We start from the raw sequence: 21688 nt of genomic DNA, 5'->3' as shown, positions 1-21688 counted from the left end.
GGCATGGCGACGGGGTTTTCAATCCCTCCCCGGGCCCCCCCGCCTCCCTCTTTTCACGGCCCGCCCCTCCCCCGCGGGGCCCTCCCCCTCCCCCGCCCGCAGCGCGGGGTGGCATGGTGGCGGGGGACCCCGAGGGAGGCCGTGTGGAGGACCGCGCGGGCACGCTGGTGGTGGGCGGCGGCATCGTCGGCAGCGCCGTGGCGATGCACCTCGCCGAGATGGGCGAGCCGGGGGTCGTCGTGCTCGACCCCGACCTGGCCGGCGAGCGGTCGTCGTCGCAGCTCAACGCCGGCGGCGTCCGGGCGACGTGGTGGCGGCCGGTCAACATCGAGCTCTGCGCGGCGACGATCGACTTCATGGCCCGGCACGCCGAGGAGTTCCGCTTCCGCGAGCGGGGCTACCTGTGGCTGCACGGCCCCGGGCGCTGGGCGGGCGCGGTGCGGCACGTGCCGGTGCAGAACCGCCACGGCCGGGAGGTGGAGCTGCTGACCCCTGCGCAGGTGCGCCGGCGGCTGCCGTTCGTCGACCGCGTCGACGACCTCGCCGGCGCGACCTTCTCCCCGCGCGACGGGCTCGTCGACCCGACGGCCGTGCGCGACCACTTCCGCTCCCGGGCCCGCGCGGCGGGGGCCCGGCTGGTCGATCGCGCGCTCGTCGTCGGCGCCCGCCGGGAGGGCCGGCGGGTGACGGCGCTCGAGGTGCGCGAGGTCGGCGCGGCCGCCGCCGGCGCCGCGCTCGAGGGCCGCCCCGCGCCGCCCGGCGCCGCGCGGATCGTGCGCTGCGACCGGGTCGTGAACGCGGCCGGGCCGTGGGCCGGGCCGGTCGCCCGCCTGCTCGGCGCGCCGGTCCCCTGCCGGGCGGTCCCGCGGTCGCTGTGCCTGGTCGCCACGCGCGACGTCGACCTCTCGCAGCACGGGATGATCGTCGACTCGAGCGACGTCTACCTGCACCACGAGGCGCCGGAACGCTTCCTGGCCGGCTACTCCCCGCCGGGCGACCCGCCCGGGTACCGGTTCGCCTACGAGGGCGCGGCCTTCTTCGAGCGCGAGATCTGGCCGCGGCTCGCCCACCGCGCGAGCGCCTTCGACCGCCTCGAGCACGTGCGCGGATGGACCGGGCTCTACGAGCTGTCGCCCGACAACTCCGCGCTGCTCGGACGGATCGGGGGCCTCGACAACGCCTGGGAGGCCCACTCGTTCTCGGGCCGGGGCGTGATGCAGTCGTGGGCCGCCGGCCTGTCGCTCGCCGAGCTGATGTGCGCCGGGCGCTTCGTCACCTTCCCCGCGGCGGCCGACCTGTCGGGCGATCGCTTCCGGCGCCGCCGGCCGCAGCCCGAGGAGCTCCACATCTGACGCGCGAGCCCGGGCCGCGGGCGGGGGGCGCGGGGGGCGCGGGGCCCGTGCCCGGGGCCCCGCGCCCGCACCCGCGCCCGAGGCGCCCTAGGCGCCCTCCTCCGCGGTCGCGCCGGCGCCCTGCGGCTCGCTGCGGCGCCCGAACGAGACCAGCGTCGCCAGCAGGCCGACCACGGCGAGCGCCGCGCCCACCGCGAAGGCGTACTGGAAGCCCTCGGTGAGGGCGCCCGGCACGGCCTGCGACGCGCCGCCCGCGTCGCGCAGGACGTCGGCGGTGTGCGACGTCGCGATCGTCGACAGCACGGCGATGCCGAGCGCGCCCCCGATCTGCTGCGACGTGTTGATGAGGCCCGACGCCACGCCCGCCTCGTGCGCCCGCACGCCCTGCAGGGCGGCGATCGACACCGGGACGAACGAGAAGCCGAGGCCCACGCCGGTCAGGAGGAACCCGGGCACGAGATCGACGGCGTACGATCCGGAGACGTCGATCTGGGTGAACCAGAGCAGCCCGAGGGTCAGCAGCGACATGCCGGTGGCGAGCACGGTGCGCACGCCGAGCCTCGTGACCAGGGCCTGCGACGCCCCCGCGGCGAGCACGATCACGATCGCCACGAGCAGGTAGGCGAACCCGGAGCGCAGCGCCGAGTAGCCCAGGACCTGCTGCATGTAGAGGGACAGGAAGAAGAACATCGAGAAGATCGCCGCCCCGAGCAGCAGGCCGACGACGTTGGCCCCGGTCAGGCTGCGCAGACGGAAGATGCCGAGCGGCATGAGCGGCGCCGCGGCGCGCATCTCGATCGCGACGAACGCGGCGACGAGCGCGGCCGAGGCCCCGAGCAGGCCGATCGTCTCGGCCGACCCCCACCCGGCGGAGTCGGTGTTGACGAGGGCGTAGACCAGCAGCGAGAGCCCGGCGGTGACCGTGACGGCGCCCGCCACGTCGAAGTTGCGGGTGACGCCCTCGGCGCGGCTCTCGTCGATGAAGCGCGGCACGAGCGCCAGCACCAGCAGGCCCACCGGGACGTTGACGAAGAAGATCCACTCCCACCCCAGCCCGTCGGTGAGGATGCCGCCGGCGAGCACGCCGGCCGCGCCGCCGATGCCGGCGATCGCGCCCCAGATGCCGAGCGCCTTGTTGCGCTCGGCGCCCTCCTCGAAGGTGGTCACGAGGATCGAGAGCGCGGCGGGCGAGATGATCGCGGCACCCACGCCCTGGACGGCGCGCGCGGCGATCAGGAACGAGTCCGACTCGGCGAAGCCGCACGCGAGCGAGGCGAGCGAGAACAGCGCCAGCCCGGCCATGAACACCCGGCGGCGGCCGAGCAGGTCGGCGGCGCGGCCGCCCAGCAGCAGCAGCCCGCCGAACGTGAGCGTGTACGCGCTCACGACCCACTGCAGGTCGGCCTGGGAGAAGTCCAGCGAGGTCTGGATGGACGGCAGCGCGACGTTGACGATGGCGACGTCGAGCACCACCAGGAACTGGGTCGCGCACAGCAGGACCAGGGCGATCCACTTGCGCGATGTCGACGCAGGCACGACCGGTGCCTCCTGTTTCTGCGGTTGCGGGAATCCTGGCTGCGCTACGCACCCGTAGCGCAGCGCGCGCTACGATACGGCCGCGTAGCGAAGCCCGTCAACCGCTGCTCGGTGAAGTTTCGTCAAAGGGAGGGGTCCCGGGATGCGAATCGATCCGCGCGTCGCCCGGTCGAAGGCCGCGATCCTCGGGGCGTGCGGCGACCTCATCGCCGAGGAGGGGTTCGAGGGCGTCACCATCGAGGCGGTCGCGGCCCGCTCCGGCGTGGCCAAGACGACCATCTACCGCCACTGGCCCACGCGCGAGGCGCTGCTGGTGGAGGCCTTCGGCTGCTGCGCCGGCCCGCCGGTGCCGCGCGTCGACACGGGCTCGACCGAGGAGGACCTCGTGAGCGTGCTCGCCGGCCTGGGGCGCCGGCTCTCCGACCGCAGCTGGTGCAACACCCTGCGCTCCCTGGTCGACAGCGCCTCCCGCGACCCCGAGCTCGGCCGGCTGCACCGGGCCACCCTGGTGGAGCGGCGCCGCCCGCTCACCGACGCGCTCGCGCGCGGCATCGAGCGCGGCGACCTGCCGGCCGGCCTCGACATCGACGAGGCCGTCGCGCAGCTGGCCGGCCCGCTCTTCTACCGCGCCCTGATCACCGGCGAGCCCTGCGACGAGCCGTACGTCGCCCGCCTGGTCGCCCGCGCCCTGCCCGGGCTGCGGGCGGGGCCGCGGGAGCCCGCGGCGACCTAGGGTCTCGCCGGCCCGAAGGGCGGCGCGCCCCCGGCCACGGCGCGCTCGAGCGCCTCGACCGCAGCGGGCCAGAACTGGGCCCCCGAGCAGCGCCGGCACTCGGCCAGCGCGTCCTCGCGCGACAGGGGCACGCCGTAGGGGCGCTGCGAGGTCATGACGTCCCACGAGTCGGCGAGCGTGAGGATGCGCGCGCCCTCGGGGATCGCCTCGCCGGCCAGGCCGTCGGGGTAGCCCCGGCCGTCCCAGCGCTCGTGGTGGCCGCGCACCCAGGCCACCTGGTCGGCCGAGAGCACGTCGGCCACCATCTGCGCGCCGAGGGCGGCGTGGGCGGTCACGCGACGGAACTCCTCCGGCGTCAGCCGGTCGGGCTTGAAGAGGATCGCGTCGGGCACCGCGATCTTGCCCACGTCGTGGACGAGCCCGGCGTCGCGCAGCGCCGAGGCGGCCTCGGCGTCCCAGCCGAGCGCGATGGCGAGGGCGCCCGCGACCTCGGAGACCCGCTCGGAGTGCTGGCGGGTGGACGTGTCCTTCGCGTCCACGGCGCGCGCGAGCACGCGGATGCTCTGGAGCGCCTGCAGCCGCGTGAGGCGCTCCGCGTGCTCGGCGTCGGAGAGCACCTCGACGACCTCCGGCGAGTAGAGGAAGGCCACGTCGCGGCCGTGCTGCTTGGCCCAGTAGAGCGCCCCGTCGGCGAGCCGGAAGAGCTCGGAGTGGTGCGGCGCCTGGTCGAGGTCGCAGACGCCGGCCGACACGCTCATGTGGCCGACGCCGGGGAAGGGCTCCGCCGCGATCGCCTCGCGGGCCCGGTCGGCGGCCTGCCACGCCTCCATCCCCGCGGTCTCGGGCATGAGCCAGGCGAACTCGTCGCCGCCGACGCGGGCGATGAGGTCGCCGGCGCGCGTCAGGGCGGCGAGCCGCCGGGCGGCCTCGCGCAGCACCGCGTCGCCGGCCTGGTGCCCCAGGTCGTCGTTGACCCGCTTGAAGTGGTCCAGGTCCAGCACCGCCAGCGAGACGCGCCGCCCGTGACGGCCGGCGCGCACCACCTCCTGGGCGAGGCGCTCCTGGAACGCGCGGTGGTTGGCGAGGCCCGTCAGGTGGTCGGTGGCGGCGAGCGCGGCCAGCCGCGCGCGCGCCTCGGCGTTGGAGATCGCGATGCCGACCAGCTCGGCGAAGCGCCCCAGCCGGTCGGCGGCGTCGGGCGCGATCCGGTCGGCCTCCGTGCCCGCGACGGCGATCGCGCCCCAGAGGCGCTCGCCGGCGCGCACGGGCGCCGCCACCGTGACGCTCGCGCCCTCGCCGTCGGCGCGCTCCACGCGGGCCGCGCGGCCGGTGCGGCGCACGAGCGCGGCCACGCCCTCGCCGTCGGGCGGCTCGTGCGGCCCGAACGCGGGCGCCGCCCCGGCCACGCTCCACGCGCCGACCCGGGCCGCCCCGCCGTCCTCGTAGCGCACCAGGCCGCCGCCCCGGGCGCCGATCAGCCGCACGGCCTCCTCGCAGACGAGGTCGAACACCGACTCGGGGTCGCGCTCGACCGCCACCGCGGTCGCCACCCGGCGCAGCGCGCCCTGCTCGCGCGCGAGGCGCCGGTTCTCGGCCTCGCGCCGGCGCAGCTCCTGCTCGGCGGCGTGCCGGGCGGTGATGTCGAGCACCACCGCGGCGATCACCGCGGGGGTCTCCGTGCCGACGAGCTGCATGCGCACGTCCACCGGGTAGGTGGTCCCGTCCTTGCGCCGGAAGCGGGTCTCGAACTGCACGCGCTCCACGTCGGCGGAGCGCAGGGGCTCCACCACCGCGGCGAAGGCCGCCGCGTCGAGCTCCGGCAGCAGATCGAGCGGGGTCATCGCCTCGAGCTCGCCCATCGCGTAGCCCGTGTTGGCGAGCGCGCTGCGGTTGACCTGGACGAAGCGCAGCGAGCGGACGTCGAAGACGTAGACCTCGTCGCGCGACTGCTCGAGGATGCGCCCCAGCCGCGCCACGAGCTCCTCGCGGCGCCGGCGCGCGGCCACGTCCGTGAAGGAGGCGACCACCGCGATCGGGCGGCCGTCGTCGCCCGGCACCGGCTGGGCGTTGACGGCGATCCACCGCACGCCGTCGTCGGTGCGCAGCCCCACGACCACGTCGGTCTGCGGCCGCCCGGTGGTCGCGGCGAGCGCGACCGGGTACTCCTCGTCGGGGATCGGCGTGCCGTCCTCGCGCACCGCGTCCCAGGTCGCGGGGCGGCGGCCGACGATCCGCTCCGCGGGCACCCCCAGGATGCGCTCCGCGCTGGGGTTGCACGACAGGATCGTCCCGTCGGCGCGGTGCACCATGACGCCCTCGTGCAGCGCGGCGACCACCGCGCGGTGGCTCTCGTCGCCCATCGGCAGGCCCGGGGCGAGCGGCGCGGGCGCGACGGAGACCACCGTCCCGGCGTCGTCGTCGCCGTCGCGCAGCGGCGCGGTCCGCACGATCGCCGCGATGGTCGTGCCGTCGCGGCGCACGAGCACGGCCGGCGCCTCGCGCGCGGCCGGGCTGAAGCGGCGGGTCCCGGCGGCGAGCATGCCGTCGACCCACCAGGGGTGCGGCGGCGCGCGGCCGACCATCTCGTCGCGCGGGTACCCGAGCATCTCGCAGAGCGCCGGGCTCGCGTCGGCCACGACCCCGGCGGCGTCCAGCACGAGGATCCCGCCGGGCACCGCGTCGAACAGGGCCCGCGTGAGCGCGTCCGCGCGCGGACCGGTGAGCCGTCGGGGCGCCATCCCGGCCAGGTTAGGCGGGTTGCCGCCCGCGCTCTACTGCGCTACGGCACCTTTTCGCAATTTCAGGCGGGCGGCGCCGGGCCCGGGCCCTCGGCCTCCGCCCGGTCCGCCGCCCGGCCGAGCAGCGCGGCCAGGGCGCGCGCCTGCTCGGGCGACATCCGCAGGTACACCGGCCGGAGCCCCTCGCTGACGAGGGCGTCGACGACCGGTCGCCCGCGGAAGGCCGGCCCGGCCCGGACGGCCTCGACCACCGCGCGCGCCGGCCGGCCGTCGCCGTAGCGCACCGTCTGCGGATCGGCCGTCAGCTCGACCTCGCCGCGCAGGAGGACGCGCGCGTCCTCGTCCCGCCGCCCCAGGCCGTCCTCCCAGATGGACCCGCCGCCGCTCGCCGCTCGCTCCACGTCGCCTCCGTGTCGGACCGGTGCCGGAGACTACGCTCCGCGCCGCCCGAGGTCCGAGGGCAGCAGCGAGAACAGCGCCATGTCGGTGCGCGACGGCCCGCGGTACCAGGCGGCCCGCATGGTCCCCTCGCGCACGAAGCCGCAGCGTTCCGCCACCCGCAGCGAGGCCGGGTTGGCGACCGACGCCTGCAGGTCGAGCCGCTCCAGGCCGCCGGGGCCGAGCGCCCACCGCGACAGCAGCCCGCAGGCGCGGCGGGCCACGCCCCTCCCCCGCTCGGCGGCCGCCACCCAGTAGCCGATCTCCGCGCGCCGGCCGTCGTGGCGGTCCATCAGCAGGCCGACCGCCCCGAGCACCCGGTCGTCGGCGGGGTCCGCGATCGCCAGGTCGAGGGCCTCGCCGAGCATGCGGCCGCGGGCCGCGCCGGCGACGAACGCCCGGGCGTCGTCCTCCCCGTAGTCGCGCGGCACCCGCGTCCACAGCTGCACCAGCGGGTCGCGGCAGCCGGCCACGATCGCCGGCACGTCGTCCCGCCGCCACGCCCGCAGCGCCACACGGTCGTCGCGCAGCGGCGGGTCCGGCAGCAGCACGTCCCTACCGGCGGATCTCGACCGGCGTGCCCGCCCGGGCGAGCCGGGCCAGCCGGCGGATGTCGCGATTGTACATGCGCACGCAGCCGTGGCTCGCGCGGGTCCCGATGAGCTCCGGCAGGCTCGTGCCGTGGATCGCGACGCGGCCGTTGCCGCCGGCGAACTCGTTGAGCGTCTCGGAGTAGCCGGTCAGCGGCAGCACGACCGGGCCGAGGAAGCCGCGCGGGTCCATGCGGATCTGCTCGGCGACCGCGAACCGCCTGCCCACCGGCGTGGGCGTGCCGGCCCTGCCGACCGCCACGGGCGCCCGCATCACGACCCGGTTGCGGCGGTGCACCGTCAGCCGGCGGTCGCTCAGGTCGATCGTCACGCGCACGGCGGTCGTGGAGAGCTGGAAGAAGTCGGCGGGCACCCAGCCGCGCCGCCCGTTGGGGCGCACCGCGAGCAGCACCTCGAGCCAGCGGGCGCCGTTGCGCACGGCCGAGCGGGTGACCAGGTAGTGGGTCGGCCCGAGCTCGGCGTGCGGGTCCAGCCGGGTGACCACCCGCGCCGAGCCGCGGGGCGCGGCGCGGGCCACGGTGCGCACCACGAGCCGCCCGATCCAGGCCCGCGCCGGCGTGGGCGCCGACGGCACGGCGGACGCCCGCTCCCCGGCGGACGCGGGCGCGGCGCCGGCGGCGGCGGGCAGGAGCGCGGCCGCGGCGGCGGTCGCCGCCGCGGCGAGAGGAAGGCGCAGGCGCATCACCGCTCGCTATCGGCGGGGACGGCGCATCCCCAAGACGAGCGGCACCTCGGCCACGACCACGAGCGAGCGCAGCGCGAGCTCGTGGCGCTCGACCGCCTGGCGCACGCGCGTGGCGGCGGTGCGCGCGTCGGCGTCGAGGGCCGCCCCGCGCGTGAGCCGCAGGGCGGTGCGCGGCCCGGCCGCGCGCATCAGCTCGGCGGGCGCGCGCAGGCGCAGGCGCCCGGCGACCGCGCCGATCGGCACCAGGCCCGCGGCCCGCATGGCCGCGCGCCAGCCGTCCTCGCCGGTCGCCCGCACGCCCCAGCCCGCCAGCTCGTCGAGGGCGGCCGGGTGGGCGTCCTCGGCCGGCGTGAGCTCGTGCAGGGCCACCCGCCCCCCGGCGCGCAGCAGGCGGGCGGCCTCCGCGAGGGCCGCCGCCCGGCCCTCGTCGTCGAGCGGGCCCAGCACGCAGTCGGCGACCACGACGGTCGCCGAGCCGTCGGCGAGGCCCGTGGCGGCGATCGGCGCCTCCACCACCCGGCGGCCGGCGCCGGCGGTCGTGCGCCCCAGGTGCTCGGCGCCGGCCGGGTCGGGCTCGACGGCGGTCCACTCGCGCGGCCCCCGCTCCAGGACGAGCGCGGAGGTCAGGCCGAGGCCCGGCGAGAGCTCGACCACGCGGTCGCCGTCGTCCAGCCGGGCGCCGTCGAGCGCCCGCCGCGCCATCGGCGCGCCGCCGGGCTGCACCAGGCCGGTGACGACCCTCCGCGCGAGCGACCAGGGGGCGGCCGCGCGCCCCTCCTGCACCATCGTGGTCATCGTCCTCCTCGAGCCCGGTCAGCGCGTATCGAATCAGCCGCGGCGGCCGAATCCAAGGCGCCCGGCGACCCCTACCGGGCCCAGGCGGCGCGCACCGCGCGGCCGCCCTCCACCCAGGCCGCGAGCCCGCCCGCGCCCCGGCCCGCGGCGACCGCGGGCGTGGATGAGGGGCTGCCGGGCAGCGGCCGCCAGTCGCGCCCCCCGGGCGCGAGCGCGGCGGCGGCGCCGTGCTCGCCGCCGTCGGCGGCCACGGCGCGCCAGCCGACGAGCGCGCCGCCGTGCCCGTCGACCGCCACGTCGACCGGGTCGAGCGCGCAGTCGCACTCGCGGCGCGCCACGACCGTCGACGGCCGCCAGCGGCCGTCGCCGCGCCGCGTGGCCGCCTCGATGCCCTGAGGCTCGCCCGGCCCGGCCGCGCTCCAGGCGACGACCGCGTCGCCGCGGTCGTTGATCGCCGCGACGGGCCCGGTGCCGATGCCGACGTCGCCCGAGCGGCGCCAGCCGCGAGCGGCGGCCGACCGGTCCGTCGCGAGCACGACCGAGGTGCCGCCCGGCAGGCGGCCGCTCCAGGACGCCATCGCGCCACCGGAGGGACCGATGGCCGCGGCGGCGCCGTCGGAGGCCTCGGCGGAGAGCGTCCGGGGCCGCTCGAACGCGCCCGCGGACGTCCGCGCCGCCCGCACGCCGCCACCGTCGCGCCACACGACCAGCGCGCCCGCCGGCGACAGGGCGACCGAGGGGGCCTCGCCCCCCGGCGTCGCGATCCGCGGCGGGCGCGCCCGCCAGCCGGCCCGCTCCGACGGCCGCGATGCCAGGCGCACCAGGAAGCCCCCGCGTCGGCGCTCGCTCCACAGCACCGACGGCCGGCCGCGGCGATCGACCGCCGCCCGCAGGCCGGCGAGGTCGGCGCCCGCCACCGCGGCCCGCGCGACCCGCCAGCGCCCGCCGTCGCCGCGGCGGGTGGCCGCCATCACCTGGCGGCCCACCACCCAGGCCACCACGGCGTCGCCGCGCGCGTTGACGGCCGCCCGCGGGGCGCGCGCGCCGCCCCCGACACGGTGACGGGCCGCGTCCAGTCGCGCCCGGCGCGCGAGGCGACCTGCACCCGCGCGGCGCGCGGCGCGCCGCCCCGGGGGGTGCGGATCCAGGCCACGACGGCCTGACCCGCCTCGGTCGCGGCCTCCGCGTCGGCGTAGCCTGCGCCGTCGCGCGCGGACAGGGGCGCGCCGCCCGACCAGGCCGCCTCGGCGGCCTGGGGGACGAGCAGCGCCAGCGCGACGCCGGCGACGGCGGGTGCCCGGGACGGCATCGCGGCGACGCTAGCAGCCGCCCCGGGGCCGCGCGGCTACGCGATGTTGCGGACCGGGGTGCCCACCGGCACGCGGTCCCAGAGCCAGAGGATGTTGACGTTGTAGTTGCGGGTGCAGCCGTGCGAGTAGTACCGCACCCGGTGCTGCAGCAGGTACTCCTGGTTGGTGCCGTGGATCCCGTAGCCGCGGTGGTACCAGAGCACCTTGGGCCCGAAGGCGGCGCTCGGCGGGCCGGTCTTGGCGTAGACGCGGTAGCTGCCGAGCGGCGTGGGCGTCGAGGGCGCGCCGAACACGACGGGGAACACGCGCCGCAGGCGCCCGTGCTCGTAGTAGTAGAGGCGGAACTCGGAGATCGCCTGCACGAGGTAGCGGTCGGCGTCCCGCGGCACGCCGTGCGGGTTCGCGCCGAAGACGTCCATCGGCGCGGTGGTCGCCCGCCCGCCCGAGTCGGCGCCGGGCCGCGGCGCGGCCACCAGGCGGAAGCGCCAGCGCCCGCCGGTCGGCGGCGTGAAGGTCGTCCGCACGCGCCCGGCGGGCGCGGTGACCCTCCGGATCGCCCGGAACGGGCCGCCGTCCACCGAGCCCTCCAGCACGAACCGCTCGCCGCGGCGCGACGGCACCACGGCGCCCCGCGCGGTGAACGGCCGGCCGGAGATGTTCTCCATCGGCGCGGCCGTGACCCGCAGGCTCACCCGCCGGCGCACGCCGACGAACCGCCGCCGCGAGACGGCGACCGTCCCGTCGGCGGCCACCACGACGGCGCGCAGGTTGCCGGGGCGGGGCATGCGCACCCGCGCCGCGAAGGCGCCCCGCGGCCCGGTCGTCGTGCGCGCGACCGGCGCCCAGGCGCCGCCCTCGAGCCGCTCGATCGCCACCGGCACGCCGGGCGTGCCCGGCGCCACGCGCCCCGAGACCTCGGCGCGCTCGCCCGCCGGCACGGCCGCCGGGGCCGCGAACGCCGCCGGACGGGCGCCCGGCGGCGCCTGCGCCCACGCGGCCGCCGGCGCCACGAGCGCCGCCGCCAGCACCGCCCCGGCGGCCACCCCGCCACGACCCTTCGACATCCCCCGCCTCCCTCTCCGATCGGCTCCGGCGACAGGTTCTACGACGCCGGCGGTCGTCTTGGCTACGGTGTGCGCGTGAGTTCGGATCCCCCGCTGCGCCTCTTCGCCGCGACGAGCGGCTGGGAGGGGCCCTTCCAGCACGAGCAGGTGGTGGTCGCCGCCGCCGGCGCCGAGGAGGCGCGGCGCCTGGCCGAGGCCGCCTTCGCCGAGGTGGTGCAGCCGGTCTGCCGGGCCAAGATGCGCATCGCCGACCTCGGGCCGGTGACGGCCGGCGTGGTCGCCGGGCCGCTGCGGGCCGGCGAGTCGCTCGCGGCCGCGGGCGAGCCGGTCGACCTGCGCTGCGGCGACCCGGAGGGCTGACCGCCCGCGCGGCCTAGACGGGGGCGGCGGCACGGCGCTCGAGGGCGGCGGCGTCCAGCAGCCGCAGCTCGGCCGCCTCGGCGAGCACCTCGACCGCGCGCGGCCAGAACTGCACGCCCGCCTGGCGGCGGCACTCGTCCAGCGCCTCGTCGGCCGACATCGCCGCCACGTACGGCCGCGTGCTGGTCATGACGTCCCACGCGGAGGCCAGGTGGATGAGGCGCGCCCCCTCGGGCACGGCCTCGCCGCGCAGCCCCTCGGGGTAGCCCGCGCCGTCCCAGCGCTCGTGATGCGAGCGCACCCACGCGGTCTGCTCGGGGCTCAGCACGTCCGAGAGCATCTCGGCGCCGAGCGCGGCGTGCTGGCTCACCTTGGCGCGCTCCGCCGCGGTCAGGCGGCCCGGCTTGAAGAGCACCGTGTCGGGCACGGCGATCTTGCCGACGTCGTGCACCAGCGCGGCCTCGCGCAGCAGGGCGACGCGGCCGGCCGGCCAGCCGAGCCGCTCGGCCAGCAGGCCGGCCAGGCCCGCCACGCGCTCGGAGTGCCGCCGCGTGGAGGGGTCCTTCGCGTCGACCGCGCGGGCCAGCACCCGGATGCTGCCGAACGCCTGGCCGCGACGCAGCTCCGCGGCGCGCTCCTCCTCCCCCATGGCCTGCATCGCCTCGGGCGTGTAGAGGAAGACCACGTCGCGGCCGTTGCGCTTGGCCCAGTAGAGGGCGGTGTCGGCGCGCCGGTACAGGTCGAGCGCGTCCTCGGCGCGGGCCAGCTCGCAGACGCCCCCCGACAGGGTGACGCGGCCCACCTCCGGGAAGGGCGCGCCCGCGATCGCCGCCCGCGCCCGCTCGGCGGCCTGCCAGGCCTCCATGCCGTCGGTCTCGGGCATGAGCCAGCCGAACTCCTCGCCGCCCAGGCGCGCCACCACGTCGCCCTCGCGGGCCCGGGAGGCCAGCCGGCGCGCCGTCTCGCGCAGCACGGCGTCGCCCACCACGTGGCCGTGCAGGTCGTTGACGTCCTTGAAGCGGTCGAGGTCCACGATCGCGAGCGCCAGGTCCCGGCCGTGCCGGCGGGCCCGCGCGGTCTCCTCGGCCAGCCGCTCCTCGAAGACGCCGCGGTTGAGCAGCCCGGTGAGCGGGTCGGTGGCCGCCCGCCGCGCCAGCTCGGCCCGGGCCTCGGCGGCGCCGACTGCGAGGGTCACGAGGTCGGCGACCCGCGCGAGCCGCTCGCGCGTGCCGGGCGGCAGCGGGTCGCGGCCGTCCGAGGCCACCACGACGGCGCCCCAGAGGCGCTCGCCCACGTGCACGGGGGCCGCGGCCGCGACGTGGAACGCGTCGCGGTCGAGCACCCAGGGGATCGCGCCCGCGAAGGCGCGGAACTCGTCGGGTCGCCGCGGGCCCGCCACCGGCAGCGGGCTCGTGAGCGGCACGGTCAGCTCCCGCGGCGGCCACGACCCGGGCCGCGCCGACCAGCGCCCGACGAACGCGGCCTCGCCGTCGTCGAACCGCACGACGGCCCCGCCCGCCACGTCGTGCACCCGGGCGAGCTCCTCGGCGACCAGGTCGAACACCTCGTCCGGCAGCGCCCCTCCCGCCACCGCCACGGCGATGCGGCGCTGGGCCGCCTGCTCGAGGGCCGTGCGCCGCCGCTCGCCGTGCAGCGCGGCCCGCGCCCGCACCAGCAGGTCCACCGGGTCGGCGGGCACGGCGACGTGGTCGTCGGCCCCCTCCACGATCGCCCGCAGGGCCGCGCCGGCGTCGCCGCGCGGCACCAGCGCCAGCACGGCCGGGCCGCCGTCGGCGCCCGCCCGGGCGCCGGCCACGACGCTCACCCCGTCCCCGCCGGACAGGTTGGGGCAGGCCACGAGCAGCCCCACCGGCCCGCGGCGCAGGGCGTCCAGCGCCGCGGCGCCGTCGCAGGCCTCCGCGACCGGGTGGCCGGCGTCGGCGAGTGGGGCCGCGACGGCGCGCCGCACCGCGTCGTCGGGGTGGGCGACGATCACGCGGCAGGCCGCGGCGCCGTGGGCCGGGCTGGTCGCATCCATGCCCCTTCAGGGTCGGCCGCCCGGCGCCCGGGCTTGAGGCGCCTAGATTGACGTCCATGGCACCCCGCGGGCGCACCCCCACCCGGCGCGGCGCGGCGGCCGCCCTCGCCGGCCTCGCCGCGGCGGCGGCCGTCGGCACCGTCGGCGTCCATCGGATCGCCGTCGGCACGGCGGCCGGGCAGCGCTGGGACGACCGCGCCGCCCGCGTCGGCGCGCCGGTCGGCGACGCGGCCGCCGCCGAGGCCACGCAGCGGCTGCTCGACACCATCAGCGTCGCCTCGCTGGCCCTGCTCGGGCTCGGCATCATGCTCATCGCCCTCATGCGCGGCCGGCCCCTGCTGGCGGCCGGGGCGGGGGTCGCGGTGCTGGGCGCCAACGTCACCACCCAGCTCGTCAAGGCGCGGGTCGACCGGCCCGACCTCGTCGCGGGGACCGGCGGCGACCCCGGGGCGTTCCCGAGCGGCCACGCGACGGTCGCGATGTCGCTCGCGACCGCGCTCGTGCTGGTGAGCCCGCCCTTCTTGCGGGCGAGCTCCGCGCTCGTGGGCTGGGCCTACGCGATCGCCGTCGGCTTCGCGGTGGTGGCGCTCGGCTGGCACCGGCCCAGCGAGGTGCTCGGCGCGTACGGGGTGGCCGTGGCGTGGGCGGCCCTCGTGGCGGCCGCGCTGGCGCTGGCCGGGCGCGCGGGCGTCGCGGCCGGTGGCGACGCCCGCCGGGCCCGCGCGGGCGGCCGCCTGGCCGCGGCGCTCGGCCTGGCCTTCGGGGTGGTCGTGGCCGTCGCGCTCGGGCGGCGGGCCGACCTCCTGCGCGTGGCAGACGACCGCACCGCCCTCACGCTGGCGGGCATCCTGTGCGCCGCGACCGGCGCCCTGCTGGTCGGCGCGCTGACGCGACTGCTGGGGCGCGTGCCGGCCGGCCCGGCCAGCCGGCGGCCGGCGCGCGGTGCGTGAGACCCCCGCGCCTGCGGGTAGTGTTCGCCGCATGCGAATCGGAATGCTCACCGGAGGAGGCGACTGCCCCGGCCTGAACGCCGTCATCCGGGCGGCGGTGCGGGTGGGCCTGCAGCACGGCCACGAGCACGTCGGCCTGCACGGCGGCTGGCGCGGGCTGCTGCAGCGCGACACCCAGCCGCTCGACCGCGACGTCGTCGGACCGATCCTGACGCGCGGCGGCACGATCCTGGGCAGCTCCCGCACAAACCCGTTCAAGGACCCCGACGGCGGCGAGCGCTGCGTCCGGGCCTTCGCCGACCTGGGCCTCGACGCCCTGATCGCCATCGGCGGCGAGGACACGCTCGGGGTGGCGCGGCGCCTGCACGACGAGCACGGCCTCAACGTGATCGGCGTGCCGAAGACGATCGACAACGACCTGTCCGGCACCGACTACACGTTCGGCTTCTGGACCGCGGTGCAGATCGCCAGCGACGCGATCGACCGCCTCCACACCACGGCCGAGTCGCACGACCGCGTGATCGTGGTCGAGGTGATGGGCCGCCACGCCGGGTGGATCGCCCTCGAGGCCGGCACGGCCGGCGGCGCGCACGTGATCCTGATCCCGGAGCAGCGGCCCGACGTGGCCGAGGTCTGCCGGCGGGTCACCGAGCGCCGCGAGCGCGGGCGCCGCTACGCGATCGTGGTCGTCAGCGAGGGCGTCGTGCTGGGCGACGAGGACGCCGGCGGCGAGGTCGACGAGTTCGGGCACGTGCAGCTCGCCAAGCAGAGCGTCGGCGAGCGCCTCGCCGAGCTCATCTCCGAGCGCACCGGCGCCGAGGCGCGCCCGGTGGTGCTGGGCCACGTGCAGCGCGGCGGCACGCCGATCGCCTACGACCGCGTGCTGGCCACCCGCTACGGCGCGCAGGCCGCCACGCTGGCGGCGGAGCGCCGCTACGGCCGGATGGTCGCGCTGCAGGGCGGCCGCATCACCGACATCCCCCTCTCCGACGCGGTGAGCGTGCTCAAGACCGTGCCGGAGGACGTCTACCGGGCCACCGCGCAGGTGATCGCGGGCCCGTAGGGCCCGGTCCCGCCGGCCCCTGGCGGCGCCCCTCAGGGGGTGGACGGACGCCGCGGGACCGGTGCTACCCTCCGCCGCCATGCCGCCACTGATCATCTGCGAGAAGCCGTCCGTCGCCCAGGACGTCGCCAAGGCGCTGCTCGGCTCGAAGGCCAAGCGCGTGGGCGACCACTGGGAGGGCCCGGACGCGATCGTCGCCTTCGCCGTGGGCCACCTGGTGGAGCAGGTCGACCCCGACAAGTACGACGAGCGCTACAAGAAGTGGCGGTACGAGGACCTGCCGATCCTCCCCGACCACTTCCGCTACCAGCCGCGCGACGCCCGGGCCGGCAAGGCCCTCAAGGGGCTGCACGCGCTGATGAAGCGGCCCGACGTGGAGCGCATCGTCAACGCCTGCGACGCCGGGCGCGAGGGCGAGCTCATCTTCAAGCTCATCCTCGAGACCGCGCCGAAGGCGGCGCGCGAGAAGCCCGTCCAGCGCGCCTGGTTCAGCTCCATGACCCAGAGCGCCATCCGCGAGGCGTTCGACTCGCTGCGCGACGACGAGGCCATGCGCCCGCTCGAGGCCGCGGCCCGCGCCCGCAGTGAGGCCGACTGGCTGGTGGGCATGAACGCCACCCGCGCGGCCACCACGAAGGCCGGCTCCATCCGCAAGGTGCTCTCGCTGGGCCGCGTGCAGACGCCGACCCTGGCCCTGATCGTCAACCGCGACCTGGCGATCCAGGCCTTCGTCCCCGAGGACTACTGGGAGGTCGAGGCCGGCTTCGCGACCGAGGGCGGCGGCCGCTACCCGGGCCTGTGGCACGAGGGCTCCACCACGCGCCTGGCCGCGGCCGCGCCGGCCGAGGCCATCGCCGCCGCGGCGGCCGGGCAGCCGGGCGTGATCGAGTCGCTCGAGACCAAGCCGCACGTCGAGCAGCCGCCCCTGCTCTACGACCTCACGACCCTTCAGCGCGAGGCCAACGGGCGCTTCGGCTTCTCGGCCAGCCGCACCCTGAGCGCCGCCCAGGCGCTGTACGACCAGCACAAGCTGCTCACCTATCCGCGCACCAACTCCCGCTACCTGTCCGGCGACATGGCGGGCCAGCTGAAGAGCGTGGCGAGCGGCGTGGGGGCGGCCGCGCGCGAGTACGCCGACGCGGCCCGGTACGTGCTGGGGCTCGACCGGCTCCCGCTCGGCCGGGTGGTCAACGACACGAAGGTCACGGACCACCACGCGATCATCCCGACCGAGGGCGACCACGACCTGGCCGGCCTGAGCCGCGACGAGCGCCGCGTCTACGACATGGTCGCGCGCCGCTTCCTGGCGGTCTTCCACCCGCCGGCGCGCTTCGAGCGCACCGTCGTGGAGACCCGCGTGGGCGAGCACCTGTTCCGCAGCCGGGGCAAGGTGATGATCGAGGCCGGCTGGCGCGCCGCGTACGGCGAGACGGCCGACGCGCCCGCCGGCGCGGACGGCGCCGCGCCGTCCGGCAGGGCGGAGGACGAGGCCGAGCAGTCGCTGCCGCCGCTCGAGGTGGGCCAGCGGGTCGCCTGCGAGCGCGCCGAGGCGGTCGCCAAGCGCACGAAGCCGCCCGCCCGGTACTCGGAGGGCACGCTCCTGCGGGCCATGGAGACCGCCGGCAAGCTGGTGGAGGACGACGAGGCCGCCGAGGCGATGAAGGACGCCGGCATCGGCACGCCGGCGACCCGCGCGGCCACCATCGAGCGCCTGGTCGACGCCGGCTACGTCGAACGCGACGGCCGCGCGCTGCGCGCCACCGACAAGGGCGTCGGCCTCATCCGGATGCTGGGCGACCACGTGCTGACCTCGCCCGAGCTCACCGGGCGCTGGGAGCAGCGGCTCAACCGCATCGAGCGCGGCGAGGAGCGCCCGGAGGAGTTCCGCCGCGAGATCGACGGCTTCACCCGCGAGGTGGTGGAGTGGTTCGCCGACAAGGAGCGCGGCGACCTGCGCGTGGAGCGCACGCCGATCGCCCCCTGCCCCACCCCGGGCTGCGGCGGCCAGATCGTCGAGTACCCGAAGAGCTACGGCTGCGACTCGTACCACGGCAAGGACGACCCGGGCTGCGGCTACACGCTCTGGAAGCAGCAGAACGGCCGCACGATCACCCGCGAGCAGGCGCTGGAGCACATCGCCGCCGGGCGGTCGAGCAAGGACCTCGAGGAGGAGCGCGAGGTCATCGGGCCGTGCCCGACCCCGGGCTGCGGCGGCGAGATCATCGAGCGCACCCGCTCGTACGGGTGCACGAGCTGGAAGAGCCGCTCGGAGCCCGGATGCGGCTACGTGATCTGGAAGAAGGTCCGCGGCCAGAAGGGCGAGGTCGACGCCGAGACCGCCCGCGGGATGGTGGCCCGCGGCGAGACCAACGCGGCACCCCCCGCCGCGAAGGAGCCGCTGGCGGACTGCCCCACCCCCGGGTGCGGCGGCCAGATCGTCGAGAACAGCCGGGCCTACGGCTGCACGAGCTGGAAGAGCCGCAAGAACCCGGGCTGCGGCTTCGTGGTGTGGAAGCGCGAGAAGGGCCACGAGGTGAGCCGCGAGGAGGCGGTCGCCCGCATCGAGGAGGCGCGCGCGGCGGCCGCGCGCGGGGTGGCGACGGAGGTGGCCGCCCCCACGGCGTGACGCCGGAGCGGGTCGCCGCCCTGCTCGCCGAGCGGGGCTCGTGGGACTGGTCGCGCTCCTCCGGCCCCGGCGGGCAGCGCCGCGACCACGCCGAGACGCGCGCCGAGCTGACGCTGCGCCGGGAGCACCTGGAGGGGCTGCCCGAGCGCACGGCGGCGCGCCTCGCGCGCGCCCTCCGCCTGGACGAGCGGCCCCTGCGCATGACGAGCCAGGCCGAGCGCTCGCGCGAGCGCAATCGCGCGGCGGTGGTGGCGCGCCTCGAGCGGCGGGTCGCCGCGGCCCTCGCCCCCGCCCCGCCCCCCCGCCGGCCCACCCGGCCCACGCGGGCGTCCGCCGAGCGGCGCCTGGCCGCGAAGGCCCGCCGGGCGGCGGTCAAGAGCGCCCGCAGGCGGCCCGACGAGGACTGACGCGCGGCGCGTAGGGTCCGGTCGTCGACCGACCGAGGAGGACCGATGGACGCGCTCGAGGCCATCCGCATGCGGCGCAGCGTGCGGCGCTACACCGACCGGCCCGTGGCCGATGAGGACCTCGACGAGCTGCTGCGGCTGGCGCTGCTGGCGCCCACGGGCGGCATGGCCCAGGCCTGGAGCATCCTCGTCGTGCGCGAGCCGCAGACGCGCGCCGCGCTGGCGGAGCTGATCATGCGCGGCGGGGCCGAGTACTTCCGCATCGCGCGGCCGGCGGCCGAGGGCGCGACGCCCGAGGAGCACGCCGAGTGGGCGCGCGGCTACGCCGCCCAGGCGCTCGGCACCTACCCGCAGGTGCCCGTCTGGCTGGTCGGGCTGCGCGTGCCGCGCCACTCCTACCCGGAGGGCCACGAGACCTTCGAGCGCGACGCCGACATCGTGTCGGTGGGCTTCATGTTCGAGAACCTCATGGTGGCCGCCCGGGCCAAGGGCCTCGGCACCGTGCCCACCGTCTTCCAGTGGTTCGTCGAGGCCGAGTTCCGGGCGCTGCTGGGCATCCCCGACGAGCTCGAGGCGCCCCTCGTGACGCCGCTCGGATACCCCGAGGAGTTCCCGTCGGGGCTGCCGCCCGCCCTGGCGGCGGCGCGCCGGCCGTGGCGCACCCTGGTGCACGACGACCGCTGGGGGCGCCCCCGGGCGTAGCGGGAGGTTCCCGCGGCCGCGCCCCGGGTACGCCCCGGTATGCGCGGCCGCGGCCGGCGGCCGCATCCACACGGGACGGGACGCCATGACCACGTACTCGGTCGGCTACTTCATCGGCAGCCTCTCGCGGCGGTCGATCAACCGGGTGCTCTCGAGGGCGCTCATCCGCCTGGCGCCGGCGGAGCTCGAGTTCCGCGAGATCCCGATCGCCGACCTGCCGCTCTACAACCACGACCTCGACGAGGACTACCCGCCGCAGGCCCGTGCGCTGAAGGACGCGATCGCCGCGAGCGACGCGATCATGTTCGTCACGCCCGAGTACAACCGCTCCATCCCGGGCGCCCTCAAGAACGCGATCGACTGGGCCAGCAGGCCCTGGGGCCAGAACTCGTTCGCGCGCAAGCCGACGGCCGTGATCGGCGCCTCGCCGGGCGCGATCGGCACGGCCGTGGCCCAGCAGAGCCTGCGCGCCGTGCTCGCCTTCTGCAACGCGCCCCAGATGACCTCCCCCGAGGCCTACATCCAGATGCGGCCGGGGCTCATCGGGGAGTCGGGCGAGGTGACCGACCCCAGCACGGAGGCCTTCCTGCGCGACTGGGTGAGCGAGTTCCACGTCTTCATCACCCGGGTCCACGCGGTGCTGCCGCAGGACTAGGACGCCGCCCCGGAGCCCCTGGAGGCCCGCCGCCGCCGCCCCATCCCTCCTGGCGCGCCCGTCCGGTCGTCGTCATCGGTGCGCCCCGGCCCGCCCCGGACGTCGTCGGCGGGGCGATGCACCCCGAGAGCGCACCGAGGCCATGGCTCCTTGCGGGCGTCCGGGCCATGCGCGAACATGTGTTCGGTGATCGTCGCCGTGCACATCCCGCGGCTCCCCCTGCTCGTCGCGCTGCTCAACGCGCGGCGGCCGCTCGACGCGCCGGTCGCGCTCGGGCCGCCGCCGGGCGCCCCGCAGGTGGTCGGGCTCTGCACCCCCGCCGCCGAGGCGCAGGGCGTGCGGCCCGGCCTGCGGGTGGGCGAGGCGCTCGCGCGCTGCCCCGGGCTCGACCTCGTGGTGGCCGACCCCGACGCGGCGGCCGAGGCCTTCGAGCGCACGATGGCGCGCCTCGAGGCATCGGGGTTCGCGGTGGAGCCGTTCGGCCTCGAGGGGGCGGCGCTCGACGCGCGCGGCACGCTGCGCCTGCACGGGGGCCTCGACGGCGTGCTGCGTCGCGTGCGGGCCGCGCTACCCGTGGGCGCCGACGGCCGGGTGGGCGCCGCCCCGTCGCTCTTCGCCGCCCTGCAGGCCGCCCGCGAGGCCGCGCCGGGGCGGGCGCTGGTGCTCGAGGACGACGAGGTCGCCGCGTTCCTCGCGTCGCTGCCGGTCGACCGGCTGCCGCTCGAGCCGCGCCTCGTGGCGGCGCTGCGCGACCTGGGGCTGCGCACGATCGGGCAGGTGGCCGGGCTGCCGCGGGCGGCCGCGCTCGACCGCCTGGGCTTCCCCGGCCTGACGGCCTGGCGGCTGGCGCGCGGCGAGGCCGGGCGGGCCCTGCGCCCGCGCACCCCGCCCCGCCCGCTGCGGGCGTCGGTCGCCTTCCCCGAGCCGGTCGGCGCCCTGCCGGCGCTCGAGGCCGCCGCCCGGCTGCTGCTGGGCGAGCTGGCGGGCGCCGCGCAGGGGCGCGGGACGGCGCTGCGCACCCTGACGCTGCGCGCGCGCCTGGCCGACGGCGGCTCGTGGGCGCGTGACCTGACGCTCCGCGAGGCCACGGCCGACGCCGGCCGGCTCGCCGTGGCCGCCCTGCCGCGCCTGGCCGAGGTCACCGGGCCGGTCGCGGAGCTGTGGATCGGCGGCGACGCCTCCGGCTCGCTCGGCGGCCGTCAGCTGACGGCCGTGTCCTCCCCCGCCGAGGAGCGCAGGGCGCGGGCGGGCGAGGCCGTGCGCCAGGTGCGCGCCGCCCAGGGCGACGACGCGCTGCTGCGGGTGGTCGAGATCGAGCCGTGGACGCGCCTGCCCGAGCGGCGGTGGGCGCTGGCGCCGCTCGAGCCGTGAGCCTGCGGCCGCTGCGGGGCCCGCGCCCGGCGCGGGTGGTGCAGGACGCGCGGGGCCTGCCGGCGCAGGTGGAGGCCGGCGGCCGTCGCCGCAGGGTCGAGGCCGTGCGCGACGACTGGCTGGTGCAGGACCTCTGGTGGACCGGCCGGCCGGTCCACCGCCACTACTTCGAGCTCGTCCTCGAGCCCGGCCGGCTCACCGTGGTCTACCGCGACGCCGCCGACGGGCGCTGGTTCGTCCAGGGATGACCCGCC

The 21688-nt window shown here is 77.9% G+C and carries 21 protein-coding genes; 11 read left to right on the top strand and 10 right to left on the bottom strand.

The features are described 5' to 3' along the window. Positions 1–143 precede the first annotated feature (143 nt). The gene (locus ITJ85_RS07295) at positions 144–1352 is read left to right on the top strand and encodes an NAD(P)/FAD-dependent oxidoreductase (protein ID WP_217915695.1); all 1209 of its coding nucleotides are present in this window, start codon (positions 144–146) and stop codon (positions 1350–1352) included. Between the two features lie 87 nt (positions 1353–1439). Here the strand turns inward: ITJ85_RS07295 and ITJ85_RS07290 are convergent, their stop codons facing one another. Then, positions 1440–2888, bottom strand: a complete 1449-nt coding sequence (locus ITJ85_RS07290) for an MFS transporter (protein ID WP_217915694.1) — start codon at positions 2886–2888, stop codon at positions 1440–1442. Positions 2889–3030: 142 nt separating this feature from the next. On the opposite strand from ITJ85_RS07290, the gene ITJ85_RS07285 reads away from it, so the two are divergent. Beyond that, the gene (locus ITJ85_RS07285) at positions 3031–3621 is read left to right on the top strand and encodes a TetR/AcrR family transcriptional regulator (RefSeq protein WP_217915693.1); all 591 of its coding nucleotides are present in this window, start codon (positions 3031–3033) and stop codon (positions 3619–3621) included. Here ITJ85_RS07285 and ITJ85_RS07280 read toward each other — a convergent pair. From ITJ85_RS07280 to ITJ85_RS07245, 8 genes are all read right to left on the bottom strand, one after another. Continuing rightward, positions 3618–6359, bottom strand: coding sequence for a diguanylate cyclase (locus ITJ85_RS07280; protein ID WP_217915692.1), 2742 nt, complete (start codon positions 6357–6359; stop codon positions 3618–3620). The two genes, ITJ85_RS07285 and ITJ85_RS07280, sit on opposite strands and share 4 nt — an antisense overlap. 62 nt (positions 6360–6421) lie before the next feature. Beyond that, positions 6422–6760 (bottom strand): hypothetical protein, encoded by a 339-nt coding sequence (locus tag ITJ85_RS07275; RefSeq protein WP_217915691.1) that lies wholly within the window; start codon positions 6758–6760, stop codon positions 6422–6424. 30 nt (positions 6761–6790) lie between these two features. Continuing rightward, complete coding sequence (locus ITJ85_RS07270; RefSeq protein ID WP_217915690.1) at positions 6791–7348, bottom strand: GNAT family N-acetyltransferase; 558 nt, start codon at positions 7346–7348, stop codon at positions 6791–6793. A gap of 4 nt (positions 7349–7352) precedes the next feature. Continuing rightward, on the bottom strand, positions 7353–8090 hold the full coding sequence (locus ITJ85_RS07265; RefSeq protein WP_246496372.1) for a L,D-transpeptidase: 738 nt from the start codon (positions 8088–8090) through the stop codon (positions 7353–7355). A 9-nt stretch (positions 8091–8099) separates the two neighbouring features. Further along, positions 8100–8888, bottom strand: coding sequence for a methyltransferase domain-containing protein (locus ITJ85_RS07260; RefSeq protein WP_217915688.1), 789 nt, complete (start codon positions 8886–8888; stop codon positions 8100–8102). Between the two features lie 71 nt (positions 8889–8959). Beyond that, positions 8960–9889: a hypothetical protein gene (locus ITJ85_RS07255; protein WP_217915687.1), complete on the bottom strand. Its 930-nt coding sequence runs from the start codon at positions 9887–9889 to the stop codon at positions 8960–8962. Then, positions 9859–10197, bottom strand: a complete 339-nt coding sequence (locus ITJ85_RS07250) for a hypothetical protein (protein WP_217915686.1) — start codon at positions 10195–10197, stop codon at positions 9859–9861. The genes ITJ85_RS07255 and ITJ85_RS07250 overlap by 31 nt, the downstream gene beginning before the upstream one ends. Before the next feature lie 36 nt (positions 10198–10233). Next, complete coding sequence (locus ITJ85_RS07245; protein WP_217915685.1) at positions 10234–11262, bottom strand: L,D-transpeptidase; 1029 nt, start codon at positions 11260–11262, stop codon at positions 10234–10236. A gap of 75 nt (positions 11263–11337) precedes the next feature. On the opposite strand from ITJ85_RS07245, the gene ITJ85_RS07240 reads away from it, so the two are divergent. After that, positions 11338–11622 carry a hypothetical protein gene (locus tag ITJ85_RS07240; RefSeq protein WP_217915684.1) on the top strand — a complete coding sequence of 95 codons (285 nt, stop codon included), beginning with the start codon at positions 11338–11340 and terminating at the stop codon, positions 11620–11622. Positions 11623–11635: 13 nt separating this feature from the next. On the opposite strand, the gene ITJ85_RS07235 is transcribed toward ITJ85_RS07240, so the two are convergent. Next, positions 11636–13660, bottom strand: a complete 2025-nt coding sequence (locus ITJ85_RS07235) for a diguanylate cyclase (protein ID WP_217915683.1) — start codon at positions 13658–13660, stop codon at positions 11636–11638. Between the two features lie 56 nt (positions 13661–13716). Here ITJ85_RS07235 and ITJ85_RS07230 point away from each other — a divergent pair, with 56 nt between their 5' ends. The 8 genes from ITJ85_RS07230 to ITJ85_RS07195 all read left to right on the top strand — a co-directional run bounded on the left by ITJ85_RS07230 (position 13717) and on the right by ITJ85_RS07195 (position 21682). Continuing rightward, entirely contained in the window at positions 13717–14610 is an 894-nt protein-coding gene (locus ITJ85_RS07230) for a phosphatase PAP2 family protein (RefSeq protein ID WP_217915682.1), read from the top strand. A gap of 31 nt (positions 14611–14641) precedes the next feature. Further along, positions 14642–15673 (top strand): 6-phosphofructokinase, encoded by a 1032-nt coding sequence (locus ITJ85_RS07225; RefSeq protein ID WP_217915681.1) that lies wholly within the window; start codon positions 14642–14644, stop codon positions 15671–15673. Positions 15674–15752: 79 nt separating this feature from the next. Continuing rightward, on the top strand, positions 15753–18299 hold the full coding sequence (locus ITJ85_RS07220) for a DNA topoisomerase 3 (RefSeq protein ID WP_217915680.1): 2547 nt from the start codon (positions 15753–15755) through the stop codon (positions 18297–18299). Continuing rightward, positions 18296–18706, top strand: coding sequence for a peptide chain release factor-like protein (locus ITJ85_RS07215; protein ID WP_217915679.1), 411 nt, complete (start codon positions 18296–18298; stop codon positions 18704–18706). Before ITJ85_RS07220 ends, ITJ85_RS07215 begins: the two co-directional genes overlap by 4 nt. A 45-nt stretch (positions 18707–18751) precedes the next feature. Continuing rightward, complete coding sequence (locus ITJ85_RS07210; RefSeq protein WP_217915678.1) at positions 18752–19408, top strand: nitroreductase family protein; 657 nt, start codon at positions 18752–18754, stop codon at positions 19406–19408. Between the two features lie 85 nt (positions 19409–19493). Next, positions 19494–20063 carry an NADPH-dependent FMN reductase gene (locus ITJ85_RS07205; protein ID WP_217915677.1) on the top strand — a complete coding sequence of 190 codons (570 nt, stop codon included), beginning with the start codon at positions 19494–19496 and terminating at the stop codon, positions 20061–20063. 186 nt (positions 20064–20249) lie between these two features. Then, entirely contained in the window at positions 20250–21434 is a 1185-nt protein-coding gene (locus tag ITJ85_RS07200; RefSeq protein WP_217915676.1) for a DNA polymerase Y family protein, read from the top strand. Continuing rightward, positions 21431–21682: a hypothetical protein gene (locus ITJ85_RS07195; RefSeq protein WP_217915675.1), complete on the top strand. Its 252-nt coding sequence runs from the start codon at positions 21431–21433 to the stop codon at positions 21680–21682. Before ITJ85_RS07200 ends, ITJ85_RS07195 begins: the two co-directional genes overlap by 4 nt. Positions 21683–21688 lie beyond the last annotated feature (6 nt).

Source organism: Miltoncostaea marina, assembly GCF_018141525.1.
Taxonomy (GTDB): Bacteria; Actinomycetota; Thermoleophilia; order Miltoncostaeales; family Miltoncostaeaceae; genus Miltoncostaea; species Miltoncostaea marina.
The sequence above is the reverse complement of the archived record's forward strand: the minus strand, read 5'-3'. Positions and strand labels throughout refer to the sequence as shown.